The organism is Limnobacter sp. 130 (assembly GCF_902506325.1).
In the GTDB taxonomy this organism is placed as follows: domain Bacteria; phylum Pseudomonadota; class Gammaproteobacteria; order Burkholderiales; family Burkholderiaceae_B; genus Limnobacter.
Map to the genome: position 1 here is coordinate 949,677 of NZ_LR732328.1, position 20,415 is coordinate 970,091.

Consider the following 20,415-nt stretch of genomic DNA (forward strand, 5'->3'; position numbering starts at 1 on the left):
GAGTAACGCAAAATCAAATCGATCGTGGACATGGCATTTATTCTTTTATCTTTCCTCTCAATGCCTTCACTTGGCCGCGAATGCTTTTGCCTTCCAGCCTGCGGCGCTTCGAACCCAAGGTTGGGCGAGTTTCGCGGCGAGCCTTGACTGGTTTGGCGACCTCGGCAATCAGCTCGTTCAGCCTTGCAAGGGCGTCCACACGATTTTGCTCCTGACTGCGCGTAGTTTGAGCCTTGATGACAATGACACCGTCTTTGGTTACACGCTGGTCTTGCAGGGCAAGCAGCTTTTCCTTGATGAATTCGGGCAAAGACGATGAGCGGATATCAAAACGCAAATGAACGGCACTGGACACTTTGTTGACGTTCTGACCGCCCGCGCCCTGGGCGCGAATGGCAGTGAACTCAACATCGGATTCCGAGAGGATGGGGGGCGTGTACGACATATGCTAAGCCCCCTTGCCCAGGCGCCACACGGTTGACCTGCTAATCCCCAAGCCTTCAACCACTTTATTGACTTCGCCGCCCACCAGGTTCAATGCCTGGCGAACGATAGTCGCCCGTTCCTGCTTGGGCGCCCTGCTGTAGGCCAAGGCCAGCGCATTCATATTGTCGAAAGATTCTGAAGGCATATCGGGCAATGTCGGTATTGATATCGGGGTCGGGGTCGCGGTGATCAAGTCCGGAAACCAGGCTCGCCAGGATGAAAGATCACTTTCTTGAAGCATTAACACGGCGGCCCTGCGGCACACATTTTTTAACTGCCTAATATTGCCCGGCCAAGGCAAAGTTTGAAGTACGGGCAACGCTGCGTTTAAAAACTCATCAAATCTTGATTTGCTGACCCGCACAGGGGTGGTTCGCAGAAAGTAACCTGCCAATTCGCCAATGTCCTCGGTGCGCTCACGCAGCGGTGGGATCTGGATCAACATTTCATTCAAGCGGAAATACAAATCTTCACGAAAGCGCCCTTCTTCAACAGCTTGCTGCAAGTTTACATTGCTGGCAGCCAGCAGTCTGAAATCGACTTTTCGCGAAGAGGCTGAACCGATTCGGCGTACTGTGCCATCTTCCAGAATACGCAACAAGCGGGTTTGAAAGGCCAACGGCATGTCGCCAATTTCATCGAGAAACACGGTACCGCCTTGCGCGCTTTCAAACATGCCGGCACGCCCACCTTTCACGGCCCCTGAAAACGCGCCCTCCTCATAACCAAACAGCTCGCTTTCCAGCAAGCTTTCAGTGAGCGATGCGCAGTTAATGGCCACAAAAGGCTTGCCCGCCCGGGGGCTGGCAGTGTGAATGGATTGGGCCACCAGTTCTTTGCCCACCCCTGTTTCACCTTGAATAAGAACAGAAAAATCAATGCTGCCACACAAGCGAATGGTGCTTCGAAGCCTTTGCACGGCTGCGCTGCTGCCAATCAAATCCTGTTCGGTGTGAAAGGTATAGGCCTGGCTATTGCGCCGCACACCGCCAGTGGCTTTGGCGCTGGCCAAACGAGTGGCCTCATCAAAGGCCTTGACCACCCCTTGGCGAGAATAAATCAGAATGGCATCCATACCCATTTCCTGGGCAATTTCAGTCACCAGGCCAGACCCAACCACCACCTGAACGCCGAGTTGTGCCAGTTCGCGCACAGCGCGGCGGGCGTCTTCGGGGGTTCGATAGGTGCGTGTGCTGAGGGGAACATCAAAGGCTCGGGCAAACTGCTCCAGTTCGTCGAAGGAATGTTCATAGCTGACCAAACCGACTGCCGAAGACGCTTTTCTGGCTGAGGCCAAGGCTTGCATCACATCAAAACCATCGGTACGAATAATGACCAAGGGCGCTTCGAGCTGATTCTGAAGGAAGGCTGCATTTGAACCAGCCGCAATAAACACGTCGGCCGTGTCGGTGTAATAGCGATTTCGGGCGTAGGCCAAAGCGTCTTCATAGGCTTTGGGCACCAGTTCAATATTGGCTGAACTGGTGTAATCGCGCGCAATTTCGCGCAATGTGCCTGCCAGGGCACTGATGCTGAACACCACGATTCTGGGTTTCATTTAAAACGCCTTCTGTACCATTTGAAACATATTTGCGTTTCATCTTACACAAAAGTGTTTCAAATGAATAGGCAAATTTTCACAATATTGATTAGATTAATCTCTTAAACAATTGTTAAAAAAAGATATTTTTTATTTTTATTGAAACTGGCACGAACCCTGCACCACAAAAAACATACAACAAGGAGAACACCATGACTCAAAATTCAGCTGGCGCCCGTTTTCGTCAGGCCGTAAAAGAAGAACAACCGTTGCAAGTAATCGGCGCGATCAACGCCAACCACGCCTTGCTGGCCAAACGTGCTGGTTTCAAAGCCATTTACCTGAGTGGTGGTGGTGTGGCGGCTGGGTCGCTCGGCCTGCCCGACCTTGGCATTTCAGGCCTGGATGATGTGTTGACCGACGTGCGCCGCATTACTGATGTGTGCGACACCCCACTGCTGGTCGACGTCGACACTGGTTTTGGATCATCGGCCTTCAACATTGCCCGTACCACCAAGGCAATGATGAAAGCTGGCGCAGCAGCCATGCACATTGAAGACCAAGTGGGCGCCAAGCGCTGTGGCCACCGCCCAGGCAAAGCCATTGTGACCCAGGCTGAAATGGTTGATCGCATTAAAGCGGCAGTGGATGCTCGCGGTTCAGATGATTTTGTGATCATGGCCCGCACCGATGCGTTGGCCGTTGAAGGATTGCAATCAGCAATCGACCGGGCCTGCGCTTGCGTTGAAGCCGGTGCCGACATGATTTTCCCCGAAGCCATGACTGAACTGAGCATGTACCAACAGTTTGTCGACGCCGTGAAAGTGCCCGTGCTGGCCAATATCACTGAGTTTGGTTCTACCCCCCTGTTTACCACCGAAGAACTGAAAGGTGTGGGCGTGGGCTTGGTGCTGTACCCCTTGAGCGCTTTCCGCGCGATGAACAAAGCCGCACAGAATGTGTATGAGGCTGTTCGCCGCGACGGCACGCAAAAGAATGTTTTAGACACCATGCAAACTCGCATGGAGCTGTATGACAGCATTGGCTACCACGATTTTGAGCAGAAACTGGACGCCTTATTTCAGCAGAAATAACTTTAATAAAACACAACAAACAATTGTTATAAAACATTTAATTTGACAGGAGACAGCAATGTCTGAGCAACAAACAACAACCCCTGGCTTCAAGCCGAAGAAATCTGTAGCCCTTTCCGGTACCGCCGCTGGCAACACTGCCCTGTGTACGGTTGGCCGCACAGGTAACGATTTGGCTTACCGCGGTTACGACATTCTGGACCTGGCCACCACCACCGAATTCGAAGAAATTGCTTACCTGCTGGTGCATGGCAAATTGCCTACAACAGCTGAACTGGCTGGCTACAAACTGAAACTGAAAGCCTTGCGTGGTATTCCTGCAGGCGTGAAACAGGCTTTGGAAGCCCTGCCCCCTTCAGCACACCCCATGGACGTGATGCGCACAGGTGTTTCCGTGCTGGGTTGCCTGCAACCCGAGAAAGACGACCACAACCACCCTGGCGCGCGTGACATTGCCGACAAGCTGATGGCTTCGCTGGGTTCAATGCTGCTGTACTGGTACCACTACAGCCACAACGGCAAGCGCATTGAAGTAGAAACCGACGATGATTCAATCGGCGGCCACTTCCTGCACCTGCTGCACGGCGAAAAACCGCGCGACAGCTGGGTTAGCGCCATGCACACCTCACTGATTCTGTACGCAGAGCACGAATTCAATGCCTCTACCTTCACCAGCCGCGTGGTGGCGGGTACAGGATCGGATATGTATTCCGCCATTTGTGGCGGCATTGGTGCCCTGCGTGGCCCCAAGCACGGTGGCGCCAACGAGGTGGCCTTCGAAATCCAGAAGCGCTACGACAATCCAGATGAAGCCGAGGCCGACATTCGCGCCCGTGTTGAACGCAAAGAAGTGGTGATTGGTTTTGGTCACCCGGTGTACACCGTGAGCGACCCCCGCAACGTGGTGATCAAGAAAGTGGCAGAGGATTTGTCCAAAGAACAGAACAACATGAAGATGTACAACATCGCCGAACGCCTGGAAAGCACAATGTGGGAAATCAAAAAAATGTTCCCGAACCTGGACTGGTTCAGCGCGGTGAGCTACCACATGATGGGCGTGCCCACTGCCATGTTCACCCCGCTGTTTGTAATTGCCCGCACTTCCGGCTGGAGCGCCCACGTAATTGAACAACGCATTGACGGCAAGATCATTCGCCCAAGCGCCAATTACACGGGCCCGGAAGACCAGAAATTTGTAGCCATCAAGGATCGCAAATAAGCATGAACACACAATTCAGAAAGAACCTGCCCGGCACCCAGCTTGATTTCTTCGACACCCAAGCGGCTGTTGATGCGATCGAGCCTGGTGCTTGGGACAAACTGCCCTACACCAGCAAGGTGTTGGCCGAGCAACTGGTGCGCCGCTGTGAACCCAGTGCACTCACCGAGAGCCTGAAACAATTCATTTACCGCAAGCGCGACCTGGACTTTCCCTGGTACCCAGCGCGCGTGGTGTGCCACGACATTCTGGGCCAAACTGCCTTGGTGGACCTGGCTGGCCTGCGCAATGCGATTGCCGACCAAGGTGGCGACCCATCCTTGGTCAACCCAGTGGTGCCCACGCAATTGATTGTGGACCATTCACTGGCTGTGGAATGTGGCGGATTTGACCCCGATGCATTTCAGAAAAACCGCGACATCGAAGAACGCCGCAACGAAGACCGTTTCCACTTCATCAACTGGACCAAAACCGCATTCAAGAATGTGGACGTGATTCCAGCGGGCAACGGCATCATGCACCAGATCAATCTGGAAAAAATGTCGCCGGTGGTGCAGGTTCGCGAAGGCGTTGCTTTCCCCGACACCTGTGTGGGCACCGACAGCCACACACCACACGTGGATGCGCTGGGCGTGATCTCGATTGGCGTGGGTGGTCTTGAAGCAGAAACCGTGATGCTGGGCCGTGCGTCGATGATGCGCCTGCCCGACATCGTGGGTGTGGAACTGACTGGCAAGCGCCAGCCAGGCATTACCGCCACCGACATCGTGCTGGAGCTGACTGCTTTTCTGCGCAAAGAACGCGTGGTGGGTGCTTACCTGGAGTTTTTCGGTGAAGGCGCGAATAGCCTAAGCATCGGCGACCGCGCCACGATTTCGAACATGACACCAGAATACGGTGCCACCGCGGCGATGTTCTACATCGACGAGCAAACCATTGACTACCTGAAGTTGACTGGCCGTGAAGACGAGCAAGTGAAGCTGGTGGAACAATACGCCAAGCACACCGGCCTGTGGGCCAGCAAAATGGTGGGCGCTGAATATGAACGCGTACTGAGCTTTGATTTGAGCAAGGTGGTGCGCAGCATGGCTGGCCCTTCCAACCCGCATGCGCGCGTGGCCACCAGTGATTTGGCGGCCAAAGGCATTGCAGTGAATCTGGACAAGGCCCGCGAGGAAGAGGCAAACGGCCTGATGCCCGATGGCGCTGTGATTATCGCCGCCATTACCAGCTGCACCAACACCAGCAACCCACGCAACGTGGTGGCAGCCGCGCTGTTGGCACGCAAAGCCAATGAAATGGGCCTGGTACGCAAGCCTTGGGTTAAATCTTCATTTGCACCCGGCTCGAAAGTGGCCGAGTTGTATCTGAAAGAATCAGGGCTTTTAAGCGATCTTGAAAAGTTGGGCTTTGGCATTGTGGCGTTTGCCTGCACCACCTGCAACGGCATGAGTGGTGCTTTGGATCCCGTGATTCAGCAGGAAATCATTGATCGCGATTTGTACGCCACCGCTGTATTGAGTGGCAACCGCAACTTCGATGGTCGCATTCACCCATATGCGAAGCAGGCATTTTTGGCTTCGCCCCCTTTGGTGGTGGCTTATGCCATTGCAGGCACCATCCGCTTTGACATTGAGCAGGATGTACTCGGCGTGGTCGATGGCGAGGAAATTCGCCTGATCGACCTGTGGCCTTCAGACGAAGAAATTGATGCCATCGTGAAGCAATTCGTCAAGCCTTCACAGTTCCGTGAAATCTATATTCCCATGTTTGACTTGGGCGCAATTGAAGAGGCAGAAAGCCCACTGTACGACTGGCGCCCACAGAGCACCTACATTCGCCGCCCACCCTATTGGGACACCGAAGGCCAAGGCGCTTTGGCTGCACGACCACGCACGCTGAAAAACATGCGCCCGCTGGCGGTGCTGGGTGACAACATTACAACTGACCACCTAAGCCCTTCAAACGCGATCATGATGAAGAGCGCTGCAGGTGAATACCTGCACAAAATGGGTTTGCCCGAAGAAGACTTCAACAGCTATGCCACGCACCGCGGCGATCACTTGACAGCGCAGCGCGCGACGTTCGCAAACCCCAAGTTGTACAACGAGATGGTGAAAGATGAAGCGGGCAACACGGTGCAAGGCTCGCTGGCCCGCATTGAACCCGAAGGTCAGGTAACACGCATGTGGGAAGCCATTGAAACCTACATGGACCGTGGTCAACCGCTGATTATTGTTGCGGGTGCCGACTACGGCCAGGGTTCTTCACGCGATTGGGCCGCCAAGGGCGTTCGCCTGGCTGGTGTAGAAGCGATTATTGCTGAGGGCTTTGAGCGAATTCACCGCACCAACCTGATTGGCATGGGCACCCTGCCCCTGGAATTCAAGGCAGGTGACACGCGCCACACCTACAACATCGACGGCACGGAAGTGTTTGAAGTGGTGGGTGAGCGCAGTCCACGTGCAACCCTGACTGTGGTGATGACCCGCAAGAATGGCGAACGTGTGGAATTCCCGGTGACCTGCCGTTTGGACACTGCCGAGGAAGTGTCAATTTACGAAGCTGGCGGTGTGTTGCAACGCTTCGCGCAAGACTTTTTGGAAGGCACCGCAGCATGACAAACAAGCCAAGCCAACAACTGAAGGTACCCGCCACTTACATGCGTGGCGGCACCAGCAAAGGCGTGTTTTTCAGGCTGCAAGATTTACCTGCAGCCTGCCAACAGCCAGGGGAAGCGCGTGACAAATTGCTGTTACGTGTCATTGGAAGCCCAGACCCCTATGGCAAGCAGATCGACGGTATGGGTGGTGCTACTTCAAGCACCAGCAAAACCGTGATTTTGAGCAAAAGCAGCAAGGCCGACCACGATGTGGACTACCTGTTCGGCCAAGTCAGTATCGACAAAGCCTTTGTGGACTGGAGCGGCAACTGCGGCAATTTGTCTTCCGCGGTGGGTTCATTCGCGGTGGCCAGCGGTTTGGTTGACTCCGCGCGCGTGGCTCACAACGGCACTTGCGTGGTGCGCATTTGGCAAGCCAATATCGGCAAAACCATCATTGCGCATGTACCAATCACCGACGGCTTGGTTCAAGAAACTGGCAACTTCGAGCTCGATGGCGTTACCTTTCCAGCAGCGGAAGTTCAACTTGAATTTCTGGATCCAGCAGATGAAGGTGAAGACGGTGCTGGCAGCAGCATGTTCCCCACCGGCAATTTGGTGGATGAACTAGATGTACCCGGCGTGGGCACATTAAAAGCCACCATGATCAATGCCGGCATTCCCACCATTTTTGTGAATGCCGACAGCATTGGCTACACCGGTTGCGAATTGCAAGACGCCATCAACAGCGACCCAAAAGCCTTGGCCATGTTCGAAACCATTCGTGCCCACGGCGCTGTAAAAATGGGATTGATCAAACACGTGGATGAAGCAGCCAAGCGACAGCACACACCCAAAGTGGCTTTTGTAGCACCGCCCAAAACTTACACCAGCTCAAGCGGCAAAGTGGTTCAAGCAGAAGGCATTGATTTGCTGGTGCGCGCCATGAGCATGGGCAAGCTTCACCATGCCATGATGGGTACGGCTGCCGTGGCCATTGGCACTGCAGCAGCCATTCCCGGCACACTGGTGAACGTTGCCGCAGGTGGCAGCCAACGTGAAGCTGTTCGCTTTGGTCACCCCAGCGGCACTTTGCGCGTGGGTGCGCAGGCCGCGATTGAAAACGGTCAGTGGGCTGTGAAAAAAGCGATTATGAGCCGCAGTGCACGGGTATTGATGGAAGGTTGGGTGCGTGTACCCAGCGATACTTTTTAATTAATTGGAACCAAGTCATTTAGGTTGACCACGAAATGCACTTCAGTTTTTTTCGCTACAGCGTCGAAAACTGAAGTGCAAATTCAATATCTCTCCAACAGTAGCAATACGCAAAATGGTGAGCAAGCGCTTACCTCCGCCTACCCCTCTATCTGATTACGTAACCTCACTCTAATTATCCTCATGACTCCAAAAAATTCAATGGAGTCTTCACCATGTTTCGAGCAATCACGAGTCACAGCGGCGCTCAAATCGCGATGTCTACAGCCAGTAACGCCTTGCGAAGAAGCGGCTCAGGCTCGGCATCGGCCAAGATCGTGGGCCCCTTGGCCAGCAAGCTCAAAGACATTCGCCAGAATACGCATACAAACTTGAAGATGCAGTTACAAAAAAGTTTGTCTCCCAGCAAATTCTCAGAAGCTGGCGGATTGGCTGAGCAAATTGAAACCACTGAACCCGATTTCGAGCAACTGCATTCGCAAGTCGAGGAATTCATTCAGGGCAATAAAAATGATCCTGAAGCGATTGTCAGCGCATTGAAATATTTGAATAGCCAATTGATGATTCTGAGTACCGCGGAAAGACACCTAAAGGCTGAGGATGCACCGGTAAAACAATCGCTGGTGCACGGCTTGAATTCCTTGATCAAAAACACGGCAAGCCGGGGAGAATCAATCGTACAAAGACTATCGAACACGAAAATTTCACCTGTATTTACTGCACATCCGACCAATTTCAACAAACCTCAGGCCAGCGAAATTGTTCTTTCTCAGCTAGATGACATTGCGACCCCACAGGGAAACGCGAAAGTTTGTCGTGAACTTTGGGACATTCAGGGCGTTCGCGAATTAAAGCCCACCGTGCAGGACGAAGCAAACCAGTTCTCCTCCAATATCAGGCACCTGCACAGTTCAGGACGCACCATTCACAAACAGATCAACCAACAACTTTCTGCACTGCCCGAGAAACTGAAATTGTCAAAACCTCTTGTTGAAGCGGGAAACTGGGTTGGGGGTGATCGGGATGGAAATCCAAACATTGATGCCAAGGTACTCAAAGATGTGGTCAAAACCCTCAGCACGGCTGCATTTGAATACTTTGAACAAAAAACAGGCAAAGAAAAAAATGCCCAAACTGGCAGCCTTTGCAATCTGCTGTGCAAAGCCGGACATGCCGAGGCACTTGTTCAAATTCGTGAAAAACTGACCCGAACTCGAGAGCATTTGGTAGGCGACGGGCCGTTGCCCATTCACGGCGACTTGTATCTGAATGCAAATGAATTGCTGAACGACTTGTCGAGTTTGAATATTGACCAGTTAAGCGCGGAAGAACAAAACACTGTTCGCGGAAAACTTGATTTACTTCAACTGGATACCGACAGCATTGGCTTTCACGGTGCCAGCACTGACATTCGGCAAAACAGTGCGATGAATGAAAAAACGGTCGGAGAATTGTTGCGAAGATCGGGAGGACCAGCCAATTATGAATCCTTGGGGGAAGATGAAAAACAGGCGCTACTGAGCAGTCTGCTCATGAACACCAACAAGGCTGCCTTAAGTGACAAGCCCATCGACGGTCAAAGTGACAATGCGGAATTCGATCGTGAAATTGCATTGATTAAAAGCTACAAAACCATTCATGACAGTTACGGACCGCAGACGTTGAAAAACTGCATCACTGCAAACACTGAAACCATGAGCGATATGCTTGAGGTGATGTTGCTTTTAAAACATGCTGGCCTGGCTGATGATCACGGCATCAAAATGAACGTGGTGCCATTGATCGAAACTGTTGACGACCTGCACAACGGCCCTGCAATTTTGAACAGCATGCTGAGTCACTCTTGGTATCGACAAGCGCTTCAAGCCAGTGGAAACCAGCAACAAATCATGGTGGGCTACTCAGACAGCAATCGCTTGGATGGCCCTTTGGCCTCCAGTTGGGCAGTCTATGAAGGAACAGCCAAAATGCTTGAAGTGGCCAGGCAAACCGGCGTGAATCTGCATGTATTTCATGGCCGAGGCGGCACCGAGGCCCGGGGTTCAGGTGACTCTTATTCACAGGAAATCAAATCCACCAATGGGGCCAGCCTGTTAACCGGCATGCGGCAAACAGAACAAGGTGAAGAGGTGCCTGCGAAATTCGGCACCAAAACAATGTCGCAGGCCAACCTTGCAGACATGGTCAGCTCGACGCTTGAAACCATGGCAACGGGCACCGATCAGCAAATTGAAAAATATGCAGACACCATGGGAAAGCTTGCGGACCACGCACGCAACAGTTACGCAAGCCTGTACTCCAACCCCGAGCTTCCCCACTTTTTTCAACGCAGCACACCCATTGAATTTGTGGGCAAATCCAATGCGGGCAGCCGCCCTGCTTCACGTGCAAACACAGCAGATGGAGGGCTGAAACTTGACAAACTCAGGGCCATACCGTGGGTGGGTGCCTGGTATCAATCGGGAAGCGCAATGCCTGCATTTTTCGGGACGGGTACCGCACTGAAAAACTTCATCGACCAAGCGGACGGCAGCACCACAACAGCGCAACGCACAGAGCAACTGCAAACCATGTACAAGGAATGGCCATTCTTCAAAAGTTTTGTTGACCGCACCGCCACCGCCATGCAAAAGGCGGACATGCAAATTGCCCAACGCTATGCGGAATTGGCACCGACTCAATCACAAGCTGTTTTCGAGAGTATCAAGAATGAATATGAATTGACAAAAAACCTGATACTAACCATCAAGCAAACGCCCAACCTGATGGACCACAACCCAGTGGATGCAGAAATAATGGCTGTGAAAAAACCGCTGACTCAAGCTGCGCATGCCATGCAAATTGGTCTGCTCAAGGCCCACCAACAGGCAGGCCCCGAGATTCAGGAAAAACTGGTCGAGCCCATTGTGATGTCCATGCAGGCCATCGCCAGTGCCAACCGTTTTGGTTAAGCGGCATTGCCCGCATAAATGGGCGGGCGTTGGCCTGCCCATGGCTTGGCCTGCTCTAACTGGGCGGCCAGGTTCAGCAATACATTTTCTTCACCAAACCGTCCGGTGAACATCATGCCCACTGGAATGTTTTGCGCGTTCCAATGCAAAGGCACACTCATGGAGGGTTGGCCTGTTACGTTGGCGGGCATGGTTTGCGAGCAATATTGATACAAGCGACGACCTGCCTTCAGAACAAAATCTTTTTGCTTGGCTATAAAGCCGATTGGCAAGTAGCTGAGTGCCTTTAACTCGAGCATTTCCTGGGATGTTGGGCGTAGTCCACCCACCGAAATAGGCAACTCACCCAGTGTGCTGGTGAGCAATGCATCGTAGGGCTCAAAGAAGGTCATCCATTGCCGTGAAAACTGGGCCATGGTCCACACTGCATTGGCCACATCGCCACCATTGAAACTGCGGCCGAGCTTCATCAATGCCCAGGTGCGTGCCTCAAAATCAGCCGCCTTGCCTTTACGCCCCAACACGCGCTCACCTTCTTTCAAGGTGGCTGCCATTTCAGAACACACCAACACGGTGTAGGCGTAAATAAATTCCTCTTTGTTAATCGGCAGGCGAACCTCTTCACAAGCATGGCCCAGGCTTTCGAGCAGCTTGACGGTTTCAAGCACACCTTGTTGGCAATCACTGTGCAAGGTTTCGCCCAGCGCGGGGTCAAGTGAATAGGCAATTTTCAGCTTTTTGGTTTTTGCTTCAATCGCGGCGGCGTATGTTTTTGCAGGCGGTGCAATGCGCAACAACTGGCCAGGGTAATTGCCTTGCAGGCAATCGAGCATGTGTGCTGAATCCCGTACCGTGCGCGACACCACATGTTCCGCGATAAATCCAAACCAGCCATCGGCTTGATCCGGGCCAGAAGGCACACGCCCACGGGTGGGTTTTAACCCAAACAAACCTGTACATGAAGCTGGCACACGAATTGAACCACCACCGTCACTTGCACTGGCCATGGGCACGATTCCCGCCGCCACTGCGGCAGATGAACCTCCACTGGAACCGCCAGGGCTACGAAGTGGGTCCCAGGGGTTGCGGCAAGCACCCGTGAGCTCAGGTTCGGTCGAGGGTGTAATTCCAAATTCCGGTGTTGCGGTTTTGCCAAAAATGTTCAAACCTGCCTGCTTAAAGCGCTTTACATACTCCGAGTCTTCGGAAGGCACAAAGCCTTTGTAGAAGCGGCTTCCACAACTCATCTCTACGCCTGCGTAGCTGGCAATCAGGTCCTTCAGCAGGAATGGAACACCTGCAAAAGGTCCTTCCACAGCCTCTTTCGCTCGAGCGCGTGCAATGTCGTACATGGGCCGAATAACGGCATTAATACGTGGATTTACCTTCTCTGTGCGGGCAATGCTCTCTTCGAGCAACTCGGCAGCACTTACCTCGCCTTTTTTGATCAACTCAGCAAGGCCAAGTGCATCAAACTGATCGTATTCTTTGAAACCTGCCATTTTTATCGTGTCTCCGAAAACTGGGGTGTCCATGAATCCAAGCAAATATCTTACCCCACTCAGGTAATACACACCCCGACTACAAACGGGAACAATAAGGCATTGGAAATTTTAATTTTTATGGCTGCATTCAATGAAAACACTCGCACTCGCTTGCGTTGTATTTAGCGACTACCCTATAAAAACAATGGCTTACCAACGTTTTCTGAGTGGCTTGGGGGAGGAACATGTTCACTTGTTGCGCAACCTTGATTCTGACATCAGCGAGATTTCAAACGCAAAACTGGTGATCTGCGACATGAACATCATGGAGGAAATCGAGGAACGAACACTCAGCATGCTCGAACAAAACTTTCCAAAGGCCAATATTCTGTTTCTTGAAGAAGACCACTGCGACATGCGTGTGAAATTCTCAAACCAGAGAGATATTTGCAGGCTGGGCAAGCTTGCTGAAATCAATGTGATTCATTCCACTTTAAAAGAACTTCTTTTACAGGTGAGCCGAAAACCGAGGAAATCGCAACGACCCCGAAAAGAGCGAATGGAGCAAACGTAAAAAAGCCACCCGAAGGTGGCTTTTTTTATGCCCTGCAACAACTGACTTTAAGCGGCCAGCTGCGCCTTGTTGGCGATTTCCACGAACTCTGGAATTTGATCGAAGTTCATGTAACGGTAAACTTCACCAGACACATTGCCCAGCATTTTTACCTGTTCCATGTACTCTTCCACAGTCGGGATTTTGCCCATCAGTGCGCACACCGCCGAAAGTTCAGCCGAGGCCAGATAAACCCGGGTATCAATACCCAAGCGGTTCGGGAAGTTACGTGTCGAAGTAGACACGCCCGTTGAACCCTTGCGAATTTGAGCCTGGTTACCCATGCACAGTGAACAGCCTGGCAATTCCATGCGTGCGCCTGTGCGACCCAAAATACCGTAGTAGCCTTCTTCGGTCAGAATGTGCTGATCCATCTTCGTGGGTGGTGCAATCCACAAACGTGTTGGAATGTCGCTCTTGCCTTCCAGCACCTTGCCAGCCGCACGGAAGTGACCAATGTTGGTCATGCAAGAACCGATGAACACTTCATCAACCTTGTCGCCAGCCACTTCACTCAAGAACTTCGCATCATCGGGATCATTGGGGCAGCAAAGAATTGGTTCTTTGATATCAGCCAAATCAATTTCGATCACTGCCGCGTATTCAGCATCTGGATCGGCTTTCAACAATTCAGGGTTGGCAATCCACTCTTCCATCGCCTTGATACGGCGAGTCAGGGTGCGAACATCCTGGTAGCCCTGAGCAATCATCCACTTCATCAAAGTAATGTTCGATGTCATGTATTCGATGATTGGTTCTTTGTCCAGGTGAATAGTACAACCGGCTGCTGAACGCTCGGCAGAAGCATCCGACAATTCAAACGCCTGCTCAACCTTCAACTGGGGCAGACCTTCGATTTCCAGAATGCGGCCCGAGAAAATATTCTTCTTGCCTTTCTTTTCAACGGTCAGCAAGCCAGATTTGATGGCATACAAAGGAATGGCATGAACCAAATCGCGCAGCGTAACGCCAGGCTGCATTTCGCCCTTGAAGCGCACCAACACAGACTCGGGCATATCCAGAGGCATAACACCTGTGGCTGCGGCAAACGCCACCAGGCCTGACCCAGCGGGGAAAGAAATACCGATCGGGAAACGGGTGTGTGAATCGCCACCGGTACCGACCGTGTCGGGCATCAACAAGCGGTTGAGCCAGCTGTGAATAATACCGTCACCTGGGCGCAGGGCAACGCCACCGCGGTTTTCGATGAAGTCGGGCAGTTCGTGGTGCATTTTCACATCCACGGGCTTGGGGTAAGCCGCTGTGTGGCAGAACGACTGCATGACCAAGTCAGCAGAGAAGCCCAAACAGGCCAGGTCTTTCAACTCGTCACGAGTCATTGGACCTGTGGTGTCCTGAGAACCCACAGTGGTCATTTTTGGTTCGCAGTAGGTGCCGGGGCGAACACCGTCAACGCCGCAGGCCTTGCCAACCATTTTCTGGGCCAGACTATAACCTTTGCTGGAAGCAGCCTGTGAAGAGGGGCGACGGAACACAGGGCTTGGACCTTCACCCAATGCCGCGCGCGCGCGGTCTGTCAGGCCACGGCCAATAATCAGGGGAATACGGCCACCGGCGCGAACTTCGTCAAACAGCACATCGGTTTTCATGCTGAATTCAGCAATCACCGCACCGTTTTTCAGGGCCTTGCCGTCGAAGGGACGCAATTCAATTTCATCGCCCATGTCCATTTGACTAACATCGAGCTCGATGGGCAATGCGCCAGCGTCTTCCATGGTATTGAAGAAAATCGGAGCAATTTTGTTACCCAGGCAGTAACCACCGAAACGCTTGTTCGGGATGAAAGGAATGTCATCGCCAGTGAACCACAACACGCTGTTGGTGGCTGACTTGCGTGAGGAACCTGTACCCACCACATCGCCCACGTAGGCGATTGGGTTGCCTTTGGCGATCAAGGCTTGCAGCTGCTTGATGGGACCCACTTTGCCGGGTTCATCCGCTTCAATACCTGGGCGCGGGTTCTTCAACATGGCCAATGCATGCAATGGAATGTCGGGGCGGCTCCAGGCGTCTGGGGCGGGTGACAAATCATCGGTGTTGGTTTCGCCGGTTACTTTGAACACGGTCAGCTTGATGCTTTGTGGCACTTCGGGGCGGCTTGTGAACCACTCGGCGTCGGCCCAGCTTTGAATCACTTTCTTGGCAGTTGCGCTGCCCTTGTCAGCCAGATCCTTCACATCGTGGAAGTAATCGAACATCAACAGGGTTTTGGACAAGGCTTGGCCAGCAATTTCACCCACTTCAGCGTCGTTCAGCGCGTCGATCAGGGGTTTGATGTTGAAACCACCCAGCATGGTGCCCAGCAGGAAAGTGGCTTTCTTGCGGTCAATCAACTTGCAGGTGTCAGAACCAGCCACAATGGCGGCCAGGAATGCGGACTTCACCTTGGCGGCATCGTCCACACCAGCGGGAACACGGTTGGTAACCAGGTCCAGCAGAAATTCTTCTTCGCCTGCGGGTGGGTTTTTCAGCAGCTGAACCAGATCAGCGGTTTGCTGGGCAGACAAAGGCAGTGGAGGAATGCCCAACGCTGCGCGTTCGGCAACGTGTTGGCGATAGGACTCAAGCATGAGATCTCCCTAGATTGGGTGGGGGTCAATAGAAACTGTGTAATTTTGAGGCAGTTCGCACGCGCACACAAGTATTGCGATGCAAAAGTGGCGGGGGTTCAATGCCTCTTAAGTCTTATATATGATATAGGACTTTCCCTTGTTTTTGAAGGGGCCTGGGCCGATTCCCGTTGCTTTTAGAGCCTATTGTCGCTTTGCACGCTGATATTTCGCAGGGCTAAGGCCAGTGACCCGCTTAAAGGCGTGTGTAAAGGCACTTTGGTCGTTGTAAGCCAGGAAATTGGCGACATCTGCCAGGCTTAGTTCGCCTGCCTCGAGGCAGTTCCTGGCCATTTCCACACGCACTTGTTCAAGTTCGTCCCGAAAACTGCTGCCCTGCTCCTGCAGGCGCCTTTGTAACGTGCGCGTGCTCATGAACAAGCGGCGTGCAACCTCGTCCAGCGAGGGCAAACCGGCGCTGACCGATTCCTGAATGGCCTTTTGCAGACCTGCAATGGATTCATCACCCGCTTTCACCTGCTTCAACAACAATTGAGCCTGCTGGTCCAACATGCTTCGCATGACATGGTCCGGCGACTTCAAGGGCGTTTCAAGCAAACTGGCGGGCCAAACCACCTCGGTGTACTTGCCGCCAAAAGCCACAGGGCAATTGAAGAAAGCATCAAAATCCACTTTGTTGACTGGCTCAGGATTAATAAACTGGACACGGCGCGGATGCACGGGCTGTGCAATCAAATGGTTGGTGAATGCGAGCAAAACCCCGATGGCCACCGAATCCACCCAATGGCCCGGGCGCCCACGCTCGGCACCCCAACGCAAAATAATTTCATCATTCTGAAAGGTCACAGCCAAGGCATTGACGCTGTACACCAGGTTTTCAAATTGCTGCAAGCGAGCAAAGGCCTCCCCCAAATTGTTGCAACAACTGGCCACGTAGCCCAACAAGCCCATATTGGCCGGGCGTACATGGGCGGCGATCTTAAGCGGCATTGCGGGGTCTTGAACTTGTTCATGGGTCCACTGCAACATGGCTTGCCATTCAGACACCGAAATGCGATTCAACTCACCCGCCAGCGGGCGTGCAAACGGCATGCGCTCAGCCACCGCAGGGTGAGCGCTGGCCAACCAGTCAAACAGCAGGTTGACGTAGCTTGCCGAGATGTGTCCGAGATTAGAGTTTCGGTTCATTATTTGACAATAAGTATTGTCAGAAGAGTTTTACCTGTTCTATGCTAGCGCGTATTCAACACAACAACCTCAATAATCAGACACCACGCCATGAAAAAACACGCCACTGCAATCAAGCGACTCACAACCCTTTTGGCAAGCACCGCACTTCTTGGCTTGGGTGCCTGTAGCGTTCAGGCGCCTGAAGGTGAAATTCAGGGCGCAGCAGGCCTGGCCATTGCCGCAGAACGTGCCATTTCAGGACTGGAACGCAAAGTACTTCAAATCGACGGCTTTGTGGTGCCTTACTTGCAAGGCGGTCAAGGTGAACCCTTGGTATTGATTCACGGTTTTGGCGGATCGAAAGACAACTTCAACCGCGTGGCCTACTACCTGACCAATCACTACACGGTGTATTCCATCGACGTACCCGGTTTCGGTGCCTCGACACGAGACATGAACGCCGATTATGTGATCAACACGCAAATAGACCGGGTACATGAAATTATCGAAAAGCTGGGTTTGCAAAAAACACACATCGGTGGCAATTCCATGGGCGGGTGGATCAGTGGCGCTTATGCTGCCAAGTACCCCGACAACGTGGCCTCAGTGTGGTTCTTGGCCCCCGCCGGTTTGCTCGAGTCGCGAAAATCGGAAGTGATTCAGAAGTTTGAGCAAACAGGTGAAATCGTGCTGACCGCCAGCAACCGGGAAGAGTTCGAGAAGATTGTGGACATTGTGATGTACGAGCGCCCTGCTTTTGCACCAGGCTTTGTGGTGGATGCCATGGCCGCCCGCGCCGCAGCCGACCAGCCTTTGCACCAACGAATTTACAAGGATTTCAAATCGGTGCCCTCTGACCTGGCGACGGCCTTGTCTTCATCCAGTTACAAAGGCCCAGGCCTGATTGTTTGGGGCAAGGAAGACCGCGTGTTGCATGTGGATGGAGCCGCAGAACTAAAAACTGCAATGCCCGGATTTGATGTGACGCTGATGGACAAGGTTGGCCATGTACCGATGATGGAAAAGCCTGAACAGGTGGCAGCAGACTACGTGAAGTGGCGAGAGTCGATTGTTGGCGCGAATTCACAAAAATAAGGCTTGATCTCACAATATTTCTTGCCAAACTCCGCGCACAATTCAAAACATCAAAAAACCAAAACGCGGAGACAAACGCATGGAACAGTTGATCAGCCAGGCAATGCCCACATTCAATTTGCTGTTCGGCCCCAACCCCGACTGGAAGCAGGTTTTTTTAACGCTGCTTACACCTTTGTTTTTAGGGGCCACGCTTGTTGAATACCTGTATCTGAAAAGGGTCGGCAAATCATTTTTCTTCAAGAAAAATGAGGTGATCACCAACATGCTGTTAGGTGGTAGCTACCAGGCCATGGAACTGGTGTGGTTTGCACTGTTTGTATCGGCTTTCATGGAATGGATCTACACGTTCCGAATTGCCACCATCGAGGTCACCCCCCTTAGCTTCGCTGCCCTGGTCTTCGGCATCGAGTTTTGTTATTACTGGTTTCACCGTGGCAGCCACCGCGTGCGCTGGTTCTGGTGTGCCCATGTGGTTCACCACAGTGGCGAGAACATGACCACCACCACCGCCATGCGTCAAAGCCTGTTTTATGCGGTGAACCTGCACCAAATTTTCTGGGCTCCCATGCTGATCATAGGCTTCCCCGTGTGGGCTGTATTGCTGGCCTATGGCATCAACCTGGGTTACCAATACTTTGTGCACACTCAGGCTGTGAACAAGTTTCCAAAGTGGTTTGAGTTCATTTTCAATACACCCAGCCACCACCGCGTGCACCATGGGCGCAACGCCGAATACATCGACAAGAACTACGGTGGCGTACTCATTATTTGGGATCGTATTTTTGGTACCTTTGAACCCGAAATTGCGTCAGTGGACTACGGCATTGTCCGCCAGCCCAAAACAAACAACATCTGGACACTGAACACACACGAATGGCGTGACATGTTTTCAGATGCACTCAAGCCAGGCCCATTGTGGCAACGCGTCAAACACATCTGGGCCCCACCCGAGTGGGAACGACCTGGCCTGAGCGATCAGTCCAACCTGCGCGACAAAACCATTTAAGCAATCTTCTCGTACTACAATGGGTAGAACCTAAGAAGGACTACCCATGCGCAGAAAACCACTAAATACCGCTTCCCGATCCAAACTGTCCAAGTACGCCAAACCCTTGGCGAGCCTGGCCATTCTGCTTGCCGATGCAGGCAGTCGCCTTGAGCGGCGTTTCTGGAAAAAAAAGCTGTTTGCTGCGTTGGCCCCAATGCTGGAAGGCAGAAGTGACACCACGTTGATGCAAACGCTGGACCACCTGTACAACACCAACTACCGGGCGTACGACGAACTGGCTTTTGCCATTGAAAACACCGTGGAAAGCCCGGAACTTGGTCAGGAAGAAGACATTCTTTTGCTGGCAGCTCCAGTGCTGGCTTGGTCAACCTACAACATTCCTTCAGGAAAAATTGAAGAAGCCACAGTGGCTGAATTCACTGCCCTGCTGCAGAAAAATGTATTGTCTGATCACGCGCATTTGGTGCTCACCAACATGCTGTTCAGCCCCGATCAACTGCCGGAAAGTTACACGGCGGCGGCCGAACTGGCTCGGCAATTGGGACAAGCTGCAATTGACCGTGTCAAAGTGCGAATCGACACTGAAAACCTGCCCGCCACGCAAAGTTTTTTGAGTGATGTTCGGTATTTAATTGGTGCAATCTCGGTGCCAGCCGGCCAACCTGCATTCAAATGGCAGGTGGAAGCACACAGCAATGGCACCCTTCTTAGCAAAGAAGAAGTACTGGTGAACTGGCGCTTGACCGGCGGCCAAGCCTTGCAAAAAATCATGCCTGGCTGCCTGCTTGAACTGATGTTGCCCAACGGTCTTTACAACGCTTGCCGGGAGGCTGAAAAAGAAGCACGCGCCTATTCCGTTCGCGCCTCTGCAGCTTTTCTTGAAAGTGCGCTGGATGTACCCACTCAAAAAATTCACGCCAGCGTGGGTGCGTTCGTTGACCGTGGAGAAATTGAAGAATACCGAATTGGTTTTTCTGTCGAAGGCAACAGCGACATTGTGCACGGCGTGGTTTGGCCATTGATTGGCGAAGAGTATGGCAACGAACCCGATCCCGTGTATGAAAAAGACATTGAAAGTGAACCCGACAACCCAGTCATTCGCTCCAAAATTGAAGCCCTTCTGAAGGAAGTGGGTATTCGGCAAATCAAGGTGCTGGAAGAACGTTTCCCGCTGGAGTACTGTGAAGATTGCGGATCGCCTTTGTACCCCAATCCGGAAGGCGAATTGCTGCATGCGGAACTGCCCGAGGACTCGGAATTGCCCAACAGCATGCACCTGCATTGAAATTAAAAGTTTTGTAATTCGGTGTCGAAATTTTTCGGCACCTCACGAAAGGGAGAAA

The 20,415-nt window shown here is 52.5% G+C and carries 14 protein-coding genes; 9 read left to right on the forward strand and 5 right to left on the reverse strand.

From position 1 onward, the window contains the following. Window positions 1-37: 37 nt before the first annotated feature. Both arfB and prpR read right to left on the reverse strand, forming a co-directional pair. Window positions 38-445 (reverse strand): alternative ribosome rescue aminoacyl-tRNA hydrolase ArfB, encoded by a 408-nt coding sequence (arfB, locus tag FRIGORI9N_RS04505; RefSeq protein WP_159568666.1) that lies wholly within the window; start codon window positions 443-445, stop codon window positions 38-40. Window positions 446-448: 3 nt separating this feature from the next. Beyond that, the gene (prpR, locus tag FRIGORI9N_RS04510) at window positions 449-2,044 is read right to left on the reverse strand and encodes a propionate catabolism operon regulatory protein PrpR (RefSeq protein WP_159568667.1); all 1,596 of its coding nucleotides are present in this window, start codon (window positions 2,042-2,044) and stop codon (window positions 449-451) included. A gap of 194 nt (window positions 2,045-2,238) precedes the next feature. Between prpR and prpB the strand changes: the two genes are divergently transcribed. From prpB to FRIGORI9N_RS04535, 5 genes are all read left to right on the forward strand, one after another. Then, a complete protein-coding gene (gene prpB, locus FRIGORI9N_RS04515; protein WP_138518084.1) occupies window positions 2,239-3,120 on the forward strand; it encodes a methylisocitrate lyase in 882 nt (293 codons plus the stop codon). 58 nt (window positions 3,121-3,178) lie between these two features. Beyond that, on the forward strand, window positions 3,179-4,339 hold the full coding sequence (prpC, locus tag FRIGORI9N_RS04520) for a 2-methylcitrate synthase (protein ID WP_159568668.1): 1,161 nt from the start codon (window positions 3,179-3,181) through the stop codon (window positions 4,337-4,339). A 2-nt stretch (window positions 4,340-4,341) separates the two neighbouring features. Continuing rightward, window positions 4,342-6,960, forward strand: coding sequence for a Fe/S-dependent 2-methylisocitrate dehydratase AcnD (gene acnD, locus FRIGORI9N_RS04525; protein ID WP_159568669.1), 2,619 nt, complete (start codon window positions 4,342-4,344; stop codon window positions 6,958-6,960). Next, the gene (gene prpF, locus FRIGORI9N_RS04530) at window positions 6,957-8,156 is read left to right on the forward strand and encodes a 2-methylaconitate cis-trans isomerase PrpF (RefSeq protein WP_159568670.1); all 1,200 of its coding nucleotides are present in this window, start codon (window positions 6,957-6,959) and stop codon (window positions 8,154-8,156) included. Before acnD ends, prpF begins: the two co-directional genes overlap by 4 nt. Window positions 8,157-8,371: 215 nt before the next feature. Beyond that, window positions 8,372-11,107: a phosphoenolpyruvate carboxylase gene (locus FRIGORI9N_RS04535; protein ID WP_159568671.1), complete on the forward strand. Its 2,736-nt coding sequence runs from the start codon at window positions 8,372-8,374 to the stop codon at window positions 11,105-11,107. On the opposite strand, the gene FRIGORI9N_RS04540 is transcribed toward FRIGORI9N_RS04535, so the two are convergent. Next, on the reverse strand, window positions 11,104-12,609 hold the full coding sequence (locus tag FRIGORI9N_RS04540) for an amidase (RefSeq protein ID WP_159568672.1): 1,506 nt from the start codon (window positions 12,607-12,609) through the stop codon (window positions 11,104-11,106). The genes FRIGORI9N_RS04535 and FRIGORI9N_RS04540 overlap by 4 nt on opposite strands. 133 nt (window positions 12,610-12,742) lie before the next feature. On the opposite strand from FRIGORI9N_RS04540, the gene FRIGORI9N_RS04545 reads away from it, so the two are divergent. Beyond that, entirely contained in the window at window positions 12,743-13,165 is a 423-nt protein-coding gene (locus FRIGORI9N_RS04545) for a hypothetical protein (protein ID WP_159568673.1), read from the forward strand. A 47-nt stretch (window positions 13,166-13,212) separates the two neighbouring features. Here FRIGORI9N_RS04545 and acnB read toward each other — a convergent pair whose 3' ends face one another. Both acnB and FRIGORI9N_RS04555 read right to left on the reverse strand, forming a co-directional pair. Continuing rightward, window positions 13,213-15,795 carry a bifunctional aconitate hydratase 2/2-methylisocitrate dehydratase gene (gene acnB, locus FRIGORI9N_RS04550; RefSeq protein WP_159568674.1) on the reverse strand — a complete coding sequence of 861 codons (2,583 nt, stop codon included), beginning with the start codon at window positions 15,793-15,795 and terminating at the stop codon, window positions 13,213-13,215. A gap of 183 nt (window positions 15,796-15,978) precedes the next feature. Beyond that, window positions 15,979-16,983 (reverse strand): AraC family transcriptional regulator, encoded by a 1,005-nt coding sequence (locus FRIGORI9N_RS04555; RefSeq protein ID WP_159568675.1) that lies wholly within the window; start codon window positions 16,981-16,983, stop codon window positions 15,979-15,981. A gap of 90 nt (window positions 16,984-17,073) precedes the next feature. Between FRIGORI9N_RS04555 and FRIGORI9N_RS04560 the strand changes: the two genes are divergently transcribed. The 3 genes from FRIGORI9N_RS04560 (at window position 17,074) to FRIGORI9N_RS04570 (ending at window position 20,357) form a co-directional block, all read left to right on the forward strand. Continuing rightward, the gene (locus FRIGORI9N_RS04560; protein WP_159568676.1) at window positions 17,074-18,060 is read left to right on the forward strand and encodes an alpha/beta fold hydrolase; all 987 of its coding nucleotides are present in this window, start codon (window positions 17,074-17,076) and stop codon (window positions 18,058-18,060) included. Window positions 18,061-18,139: 79 nt separating this feature from the next. After that, window positions 18,140-19,069, forward strand: a complete 930-nt coding sequence (locus FRIGORI9N_RS04565) for a sterol desaturase family protein (RefSeq protein WP_159568677.1) — start codon at window positions 18,140-18,142, stop codon at window positions 19,067-19,069. Window positions 19,070-19,115: 46 nt separating this feature from the next. Next, window positions 19,116-20,357 carry a DUF2863 family protein gene (locus FRIGORI9N_RS04570; RefSeq protein WP_159568678.1) on the forward strand — a complete coding sequence of 414 codons (1,242 nt, stop codon included), beginning with the start codon at window positions 19,116-19,118 and terminating at the stop codon, window positions 20,355-20,357. The last annotated feature ends 58 nt before the right edge of the window (window positions 20,358-20,415 follow it).